The following is a 241-nucleotide window of genomic DNA, read 5'->3' as shown; positions in this document are numbered from 1 at the left end:
GATCCCGACGGACATCGCCTGCGCGTCTATAACGTGGCGGAAGGCTGAAACATGTCCCGCAACTGGATCGCAGTGGCATCGGCAAACCATGTACGCATCGGGCGGGAGGCGGGTTTCATGCAGGTTTGTCACGGAAAGGCCGCTCCGCTTAGGCGGAGCGCGCCTGGTGACCGCGTGATCTACTATTCGCCGACCGAAACATTTGGCGGCAGGGATCGGCTGCAAGCGTTGACTGCAATTG

Annotated in this window: 1 protein-coding gene; it reads left to right on the top strand. The window is 60.6% G+C overall.

Annotated elements, in window-relative coordinates; genetic code table 11:
* Positions 1 to 51: 51 nt before the first annotated feature.
* Positions 52 to 241: EVE domain-containing protein (locus AF337_RS06505; protein ID WP_152970937.1), on the top strand; the 190-nt coding region annotated here is incomplete at its 3' end.

The sequence above is a fragment of the Rhizobium ecuadorense genome (genome assembly GCF_001187535.1).
GTDB lineage: Bacteria > Pseudomonadota > Alphaproteobacteria > Rhizobiales > Rhizobiaceae > Rhizobium > Rhizobium ecuadorense.
This window is presented reverse-complemented; position numbering and strand designations above follow the sequence as displayed.